General features: G+C 50.9%; 4 protein-coding genes and 2 pseudogenes. 1 reads left to right on the top strand and 5 read right to left on the bottom strand.

Features of this window, described 5'->3' with window-relative positions; translation table 11 throughout:
* Nucleotides 1-788: 788 nt before the first annotated feature.
* Nucleotides 789-1,181: pseudogene (locus tag O9334_RS14495) on the bottom strand (IS1634 family transposase); the annotation flags it as partial.
* A 263-nt stretch (nt 1,182-1,444) separates the two neighbouring features.
* Here O9334_RS14495 and O9334_RS14490 point away from each other — a divergent pair.
* Nucleotides 1,445-5,314, top strand: coding sequence for a peroxidase family protein (locus O9334_RS14490; protein WP_288000760.1), 3,870 nt, complete (start codon nt 1,445-1,447; stop codon nt 5,312-5,314).
* Nucleotides 5,315-5,567: 253 nt separating this feature from the next.
* Here O9334_RS14490 and O9334_RS23180 read toward each other — a convergent pair.
* From O9334_RS23180 to O9334_RS14470, 4 genes and pseudogenes are all read right to left on the bottom strand, one after another.
* Nucleotides 5,568-5,810 (bottom strand): annotated as a pseudogene (locus tag O9334_RS23180) (zinc ribbon domain-containing protein); the annotation flags it as partial.
* Between the two features lie 507 nt (nt 5,811-6,317).
* On the bottom strand, nt 6,318-6,725 hold the full coding sequence (cdd, locus tag O9334_RS14480; RefSeq protein ID WP_288000757.1) for a cytidine deaminase: 408 nt from the start codon (nt 6,723-6,725) through the stop codon (nt 6,318-6,320).
* Nucleotides 6,726-7,262: 537 nt separating this feature from the next.
* Nucleotides 7,263-8,390 (bottom strand): NAD(P)/FAD-dependent oxidoreductase, encoded by a 1,128-nt coding sequence (locus O9334_RS14475; RefSeq protein ID WP_288000756.1) that lies wholly within the window; start codon nt 8,388-8,390, stop codon nt 7,263-7,265.
* A 74-nt stretch (nt 8,391-8,464) separates the two neighbouring features.
* Complete coding sequence (locus O9334_RS14470) at nt 8,465-8,809, bottom strand: DUF4870 domain-containing protein (protein WP_080754337.1); 345 nt, start codon at nt 8,807-8,809, stop codon at nt 8,465-8,467.
* Nucleotides 8,810-8,816 lie beyond the last annotated feature (7 nt).

Here is an 8,816-nt window from a genome sequence, read left to right as displayed (position 1 = left end):
TGTGACACTGTACCTAATACGACTGCACACCGCTATAAGCTAGTGAGGTACACATATTTTTCTTCCCTTTTGACTTTTGCCTCTTGCCTTTTGCCTAAAACCCATAACTTTTGTACCTCAGCAGACTGAAAAACGCTATATAGTCATTTCAAATAAATCTGATACACTCTAGAGCGATGGGAAAATATCTTAAGAATTTGTGGTATGTAGATATAGATTTGTCCAGTGTGCCAAAGTGAAATGACTAATAACAGTTATCAGTTAGACGTTTTCAGTGCAATACCGAAGGCACTGCCTAATACTGTGCCGAGCTTGTAGCCCACATTCCGCACCCTAAGTGTCACAACGTCTCAAAAGAGGAAGGGGCGTGAGTCATACTAAATCCAGTTATTAAAAACTGATTATTTATTCTCCCCTTTGCCTTTTGCCGTTCGGACCTCGGCGTGAGACTTCGGCGTGAGACTTCGGACGTTCGGCGAGCTCAGTCGAGCCGCGTGAGCTTTTGTCGAACGCTTTTGTCGAACGCTGATCTCACGGCCGAAGCCTGTTGCTTTTTGCCTGTCCTGATATGTAGCCTATACTCAACGGATTTAGTATCAAAATACTTATCTAGAGGAGTGAGTTGGCGGCAAGCTGCCGCCAACTAAGCCGAAATTTTCAGGGTTCCCCCGGTCATTCTCAATAAACAGTGCTTGTTGAGAATGACCGGTCCATCAGACTTAACATCTAGCGGGAGATGTTCGAGTTGCTCGCTTTGTTTTGTCACCCCTTGAAGTCAATCCATCTGGTCAAGATAAGAGATAATATTCCTGGCAAGGTTTGGGGAAAAATCTCAAAATGTTGCGCCTCTCGTCCGTTAAGTTGCTAATCTTTTGATTGTCTTGAATAGGTCGGAGATGAATTCCTTGGAAGCCCTGAAATATCCAGCGTAACGTCGGTCGGTCAGTCAACTTACCCAACGGATTTTTCAGTCCCGTCTCCTGCTGTTTTAAACTTAAACGAAGTTGTCTTTGACCAATAGTATAAACCAGCAGGCACAAGCCCCTTAGCCTGGCCAGGACCTCAATTCTCTGGGGAGATTTGAGAAAGACACTGTCGGCAAAAAAGCTGGGGTCTTTGAGAAAAGAAAATCCTCTTTCCGGAGCTTGTTGCCCTTTATATTTTTTGATAATATCCTCACTTTCAGACTTGAATTGGCCATTCATGGTCGAACAGCCCACTCGCCTAAGTTTTCCAACAATTCCTATTTTTTCATAATTAGGGGTCTCAAGACCCCCCTAGCGGACGCAGAGAAAATCCTCACCAGCTAAGTCTTTTTACTCAAGTCTCTAGACGGGGACAGCCAATGTGACAGTTGAGGATGCGGAATGTGGGTTACACGGATGTCGGCTGTACCTCAGTATGCCATAATGAATGTAGGAAAAGTATTGCAGACTACCAAATCATGCCAAATCCCAATTTCGATTCGGTGATTGATACGTTCACAATCGACGATCTGTTTTTTCTCCGTTATCAATATCGCGTCTACAAGGAATGGAACAACGATCCCCGTCTCGCCGTTCTGCCTGGCTTCAATCCGGGTGTGACGGGTGCCAAGGCCACCAGTGGCATCCGCTTTGTCGATGGCACGGATCAATTGCGTTACCAGGTGGGTGGCGGCATCACCCCCACCACGGCACCCTACCCCTTGTCCACCACAGATCCGAAATTCATGGCTGGGGGGACGGGCACGCTGTTTCGCCGTCTCACCAGCCAGAGCTTCACGCAAGCCACGGGTGGTTTCACGATCAACTTCCAGACGGGAGCGGTCGTCTACGACCAAAACTATACGCTTGATTACAGCCTTCGCGGCTATGCCAATCCCAGCAATCCCGACATCTTCGATGCCAGCCCCAGGCTGATCAGCAATCTGGTTTCCAATCAAAGCGGCAAGACAGCGCTGCAGGTGTTGGATGATCCCTACGCCAAGGAGTGGACCCAGGCCGGCACCCAGGCTGGCAAGCGGGTGAGCCAGAAAAACAACACCCGCCATGAAACCATTCTCACCGGTGGCAATGGGGTGAATGGCTCCAATACTGGAAATCCCCTGCCGAATTCAGGCTTTTTCGCCCTGTTTGGCCAATACAACGACCACGGCATGGATTTTCTCGCCAAGGGCAAGGATGGCAGCCTGCTGATCCCCCTGCTCCCTGGAGACAGCCTTTACAACCCTGGCTCGCCCACCAACTTCATGGCTCTCTCCCGCACCAACACGGTGCAGGTGGAGATCGGCGAGGGCAGCCGCGATGCCCTGGTGGCGGAGCTAGGCCTAGCGGGCTACAGCCGCCCCAGCCAATGGGATGTGGACAATGAGAACGCCGCCATCGGCACCAGCTTCACTGGCACCAGTGGGGGGACCTTGGTGCTCAATGAGCAGCTGATCGTGATCAATGCGGGCGCCACCCTCAACGATGTGGTGGCCACCATCAACAGCAAGGCGGCCTTCACCGGCGTGGTTGCCTCCACCACCACCAACGGCAGCAGCCAGAGCGTGCTGAAGCTCACCCCACGCAATGGCGAGAGCATCAACCAAACCTCCGCCTTTCTTGATCTCAACCAGGTCTATGGCTCGGTGGAGAGCCATGCCATTTTCATGCGGGAATACAAGGGCAATGGCGAACTCACGGGCCGGCTGCTCACCGATCCGCAAAACTCCACCGCCCGCTGGTTTGACCTGAAAAAGAATGCCGAGCGCATTGGCCTTACTTTGCGCGATCGCGATGTGCTGTCTGTGCCCCTGGTGGAGATCATCCCCCAGGGCCAGCCCAATGCGGGGCGCTATGCCTTTGTGGTGCTCGACAAGGTGTCGGGGCAGAAGAGCTACGTCTTTGATACGGCGGCCGTCACCTCCAATCAGGTGCTGGCCAAGGCCGGTTCAGCGTTTCTGATCGATCTGGCCAGTGACTGGAAAGGCTCTCCCCAGCCTGCTGGCAGCGATCCCTTCAAAGCCAACGGTGATCTGAAGGATCCCTCTCGGCTGAATCAACACGCTGTGGGCGGAGATGGGCGCCTGAATGAAAATATTGGTCTCACGGCAATGCATGAGATCTTTGTCACAACCCACAACAATATCCTGTCTCAGATTCAGGCCAATCTCGCCCAAAATGCCGGAAACAATGGTAATAACCAGGCCCTTTCCGGACAAGAGCTGTTTGAAATCGCCAAGCTGGCCAATGAAAACTTCTACCAACACCATGTGTTGCAGGAGTACGCGCGGCGCATTACCCCCAACCTGGGTGCATTCGCCGGTCCCAATGCGGGCAACAACAACAACGCCGGCTTCAATGCCAGCATCTTGGCGGAATTCGCCTCCAGCGCCTTTCGCTTCGGCCATTCCCAGCTCACCGAAACCGTGGCCCTCACCTCGGTGAACCAGCAAACGGGCCTGGCTAACCCCGGCGGGCAGATGGACATCCCGCTGCTGCAGGCCTTTCTCGCCCCCCAGCTCTACACGCGCGACACGGCAGGGCAGATCGCCGCGGGGATGAGCCAGCAGGTGGGCAACGCCACCGATGAATTCATCACCAACACCCTTCAAAACGCCCTGGTAGGCCTCCCCTTGGATCTGGGTGCCCTCAACATCGCCCGCGGCCTGGATACCGGCATCACGCCCCTCAATGAGGCCCGTCGCCAGATTCAAACCTACCTTCGTGGCGTGCGCACCTCTCCAGATGGGACCACCGGGTTGGTGCAGGCCAACAATGCCATTGACGCCAACCTGGCGGCCCTGGAGGCCAACCTGCGGCCCTATATCAGCTGGAAGGATTTTGGAGCCCATCTGCTTCATCCCGAATCGTTGAAGACGTTCATCATGGCCTACGCCCGCGATGCCATCCTCAGCGGCTATTCGGGCAATGCCGATCTCTCCTATTGGAATCAACTGCAAGCCAGTCCGGCTCCCGGCGCGGCAGCCACCTACGCCGCCGCCCTCTCCGCTGCGGCGGATTTGGCCATGGGGGATGACGCCTTCATGGGCCTGCTCTACAGCGGCAGCAGCACGGATGCCCTCAATCCCGCAGCGCCCGTGAACACGCCCAGCGGCAACCAGGACTTCCAAAAGATCTCCCTCTGGCTGGGTGGATTGGCAGAGGCCAAAACCCCTGGCGGTATGCTTGGCCCCACCCATGATTTCATCTATGCCTACCAGATGCAGCAACTGCAGCGGGGTGATGAGGCCTACTACCTGAGCAAGCTGGCTGCCACGGATCTGGTGGAGGAAATCAAGGGGAAGACGGTGGCCGACATGGTAATGGCCGCCACGGGAGTGAAGCATCTCTACCACAAGATCTTTGCGGTGAATGATGCTGATTATGAGCGATCCCTGCAGAGCTTCAACACCTATTCTTCTGAAGCTTTATTGCTTGGGGCCACTCAGACGGTGGTTGATATCACCGGAACTCAACGGTTGGTGGGCAGGGCTGGCTATGTGAATGGCGTGCTTGTCGGCAATGGTGGCAACTACCTTGATGCCCGCGGCGTGTTCAGTCCCAACGGGGAGGGCAAGGCCAGCGAGCTCTTTGGCGGCACCAGCGGCGCCGATCAATTCAAGGGCTTGGGTGGGGATGACTGCATGTGGGGCGATGCAGGCGCGGACACCTTCTGGGCCGGCGATGACAATGACTTTGTCGATGGCGGTGAAGGGGATGACACGATCTACGGTGAAAACGGCTTTGATATGTTGCGTGGGGATGCCGGCAAAGATCAGATGTATGGCGGCACCGGCAACGACGATATGTATGGCGGAGAGGGGAACGACAGCCTCTTCGGTGAGGATGGCGCCGATGATCTCAACGGCGGCAATGGCGACGACGTTGTCAGCGGCAGCCTCGGCAATGATCTGGTGAAGGGACAGGCTGGTAACGACACCCTCATCGGCGGCCAGGGGAACGACATCATCACAGGGGGTGGAGGAAACGATCTCTTCACCTTCAACGAAGCCCCAGGCCTCAATGGGGTGGATCAGCTGCGGGACTTCACCTCCGGTGTGGACAAACTGGTCTTCGACAAGATCGTCTACGCAGGCCTGAGCGGCTCCACCCTCACCGCGGCCCAGCTGCGGGCGGAGGCCGGGGCCACGGTGGCCACTACGGCGAACCAACGCTTCATCTACAACCTCTCCAACGGTGATCTGTTCTTTGATCCCGACGGCACCGGCGTTGTCGCGGCCACGCAGATCGCCAACCTGAACCGCTTCAATCCGGCCTTCCCCTCGGATGTGGCGTCGGCCAACGCGGTCTTCCCCAACCTGGTCAGCAGCGATTTCTTCCTGATGTGAGCGGCCCTGGAAGCGTAATAAATCATACTGGATTTTATTGCAATTGAGAATCAATTACGGCGGTTGCTTTATTCGTCTGGCACAGCTAATTCCTTATTGGATAAGCTTTTCCGCGTGGAGAATGTACCAGACTAATCCTGAATCCGCCGTAGTTATTGAGAATATGGAAGGCAATTATGAGCGTTTCAGAGACTACATTCTCAATAAGTTGCCACAAAATCTCGGCTTAATGAGAACCAGAAAATTTCAGGACTCACGGTTCGCTCATTTGAAAAGCGTTTAGCACATTGACACTCCCGTCGCTAAAAGCGAGGGATTCTTGGTTCCGCCGAGTTTCCTTAATCTGGCAGGACGTATCCAACATTCGCCAGGGGGGGGTTTCGGTATGCTCTACCGTACTTAGTCCTCTTTTCAGAATATTGATAGCGGCGTTAATGTCTCTATCTTCTACATAGCCACAATCGGGACAAATCTATGTTCTTGTAGATAGAGATTTAACGCGATGTGCAACTATATTTTTAGTCTTGATTTACAAGGCTTTCAGAAATTAGCAGAGATAAAGTATCCTCTGGAACCCTGATTCTGTCGTTTTTAGTTGCACATCGCGTGATTTAGGTACTTTTTGAGCACAATTAGAGCAATTTTGACTTGTGTTGTGAGGTGGTACGGCTACCGTAGCCTTACCATATTTAGGGTTTGCGGCAAAAAGTTTTTCGTGGGGGCAGGGTGTGGGCTTCGGCCGTGAGCTTTTGCGTTCGACAAAAGCTCACGCCGAGGTCCGAACGGGTGTAGGGTGTGGGGTGTAGGGTTTTACCCATTTTCAGGGAAAAAGTCCCGGAATTTTCCCCCCGATCCCTCCAATGGCTGGCACTTTTTGATGTCCAAAAAGTCTAAAAGTCTTACCCAACAAGGTTTTTAGATTTATTCAGCCAACCCTATCTCGATCGCATTTCCTATCAGCGCAAAATGAGTAAACGCTCGCTCCTCCCCCCATTGCCCACAGTTAAAAACGAAAGGAAAAAGGCAGTAAATCCGAGAGATTAAAACGATAATTTTGCTGGGTTCCACAGATAATAATCTCTGCTTTCGGCGCTAATTCGGCCATCCATTGACGACAGGCTCCGCAGGGAGTTAACTGACTAATATCATCCTTGTCCACCCCATCGATACAGGCTATAGCGATCGCCCGTACTTCTCGATCGCCCGCCGCGATTATTTGCGCTAAAGTTGCCCTTTCTGCACACAAACTCAAGCCATAACTAGCGTTCTCTACATTAGTACCAGCATAAATCTTTTTATCTGTCAAGACCGCCGCCCCCACCCGAAAACGGGAATAGGGAGAATAGGAAAGTTTCGCCACTTCCCGAGCAGTGTCACAGAGTTGTTGTCTTTCTTGGTCGGATAGGGTCATCGGCTGCCGATAGCAGGGAGTGGGGGAGAAGGGAGTAGGGAGAGGGGAGAAAAAAGCCGAATCCTGACTCCTAAATACTGACTCCTAACCCAATGGTAGATGTTGGATTGTTGCAGGAGTTCTATTTTCCGACAAAGATAAGCAAAAATTATTTATTGACTGCAAACACTTGAGAATATTTAAATTAACATTCCGCAATATTTATAAAATCTTAAGAATTAATTGAGAAAGATTTTTATTTAACAACGATGTTATTATGGTAACAGCGATTTTACTGAATTTCATAATGGGGTATTCTGTGCTTTTTTGGGCAGCAGTGGTTGAAACCGTTGCCACACCTAGAAGGTGATCCTAATTAAGACGGGTAAATCAGTCAATTTCACCCACAACGATGATCTTTTTTTTATGTAGTTTTATTGCAAAAAAAAAGTTTTTTTGACAAAAAGCACAAAGTATGATAGTCCCCAACGTATTTCTGGCTGCGAGTAATTATTGTAGAGAGGGGAGAAAAAAGCCGAATCCTGACTCCTAACTCCATCAACAAACTTTTTCAGCAAAACCTAACTTACCACTTAACATTTCCCTGACCATTTTAGCGGTAGCAGGGGCCAATAAAACCCCGTTACGGTAGTGTCCCGTGGCCAGAATAACGTTATCGTATCCGGGCAAATATTCGATGATGGGAGCGGATTTTTTCTCCGGTCGCGGTCGCTTACCGGACCAAGTACGCACGATCGCACCCGCAGCCAAAGAGGGACAAAAAGCGATCGCCTGTTGATACACTTGCTCTAATAGGGCAGTATCGGCGATAATTTCGCCCTTTTCGTCCATAAATTCCACCGTTGCCCCAATCCAGTATTCCGATCCAGCCAAAGGCAGAATATGCAGGTCATTTCCTGTTAAAATCGGCTTAAAATCGGAACTTTCTAGGGGTTGCGTCAATTTTATCTGTAAAGCTTGCCCTAAAACCGGTCGGATATCCACTGGATGGGTAAGAGTTTCGGTTAAAGCAGTGGAACCGATTCCCGCACAAAGAATCAAAAAGTCGGTTTCCTCTATACCATTAGAACTATAAACCTGGGTGCATTGCCTCAAATTAGAGCCTTGAAGCCCTGTCTTCCCGAAATTTTCAACTTTTACCCCAAATTGACATTTTACCCCCCTTCTTGCCGCAGCAGTGACGAGAGCCTCCGTGAGCAGGACTGGGTTAATTTGATGATCACTGGGAGAATAGATAGCACCCTGGAGATGATCGCTGGCCACCTGGGGACATTTTTGCTTCAAAGTCTCTTTATCCCAGATTTCTAGACAATATCCCTGTTCTTGGCGGATTTGGGCTAACTTGCGCCAATTTTCTTCGTCTTCGGCACTCGATCGCAGTAGGACAATACCATCACGGTTACAGGGAATAGTCAGTCCGGTGAGGGATTCTAGCTCAGGAAGGAGGGTTTCGTAACGTTTTAAACTTTCTTGCCGCAGTTTCCAGGCTCTACCTTTAGTTTTATGGCTGATAATACCCATTAAAATCCCTAAAGCTGCCCCGGTTGCTCCTTGTCCCGGTTTTTTTTCATCGATGAGGGTAATTTCTAATCCTTCGATGGCGCTTAATTCGTAGGCAATGGTGGCCCCCACTATCCCCGCACCGATGATGACAATTTTAGTCATAAACTCCAGAGGCTATTTTTCTAGTGGGAATAGGACTAAAAAAGGGTTGAACCGGTTTCAACCCCGATAATTAATTACAGAACCCGGAAAATAAAAGGATAACGGAAAACCTTATAAGCATCTTTCCAGACTTGCAGGATAGCAAGAATGGGGAGAACAATATTCACCACAGCAAGAATCGGTAAGAGCAAATAACCGATTAAAACCCAAACTAGAATCCCGGCAATTAGGTAGTATAACCACATATTCAGGTGAAAGTTTAAAGCTTCTTTGGCGTTTTCCTTCACCGTTCCATCATCAGAAATGAAATAAATAGCTAAGGGAATCCCCACCGATACCAGCGTAGCACTCAAAAAGATCGAGGCATGACAAGCCACGGATAGGAGTCTTTTTTTGGTTAAATCTTCACTCATGACCATCGGGTTT

Origin of the sequence: Microcystis sp. LE19-8.1F (assembly GCF_027531715.1) — a bacterium.
Classification (GTDB): Bacteria; Cyanobacteriota; Cyanobacteriia; order Cyanobacteriales; family Microcystaceae; genus Microcystis; species Microcystis wesenbergii_A.
Note: the sequence above shows the minus strand (reverse complement) of the source record. Positions and strands in the feature narration are given on the sequence as shown.

Coding starts and splice junctions, on each gene's coding strand:
- O9334_RS14490 (WP_288000760.1), top strand. CDS start 1,445: ATGCCAAATCCCAATTTCGATTCGGTGATTGATACGTTCACAATCGAC.
- cdd (WP_288000757.1), bottom strand. CDS start 6,725: ATGACCCTATCCGACCAAGAAAGACAACAACTCTGTGACACTGCTCGG.
- O9334_RS14475 (WP_288000756.1), bottom strand. CDS start 8,390: ATGACTAAAATTGTCATCATCGGTGCGGGGATAGTGGGGGCCACCATT.
- O9334_RS14470 (WP_080754337.1), bottom strand. CDS start 8,809: ATGGTCATGAGTGAAGATTTAACCAAAAAAAGACTCCTATCCGTGGCT.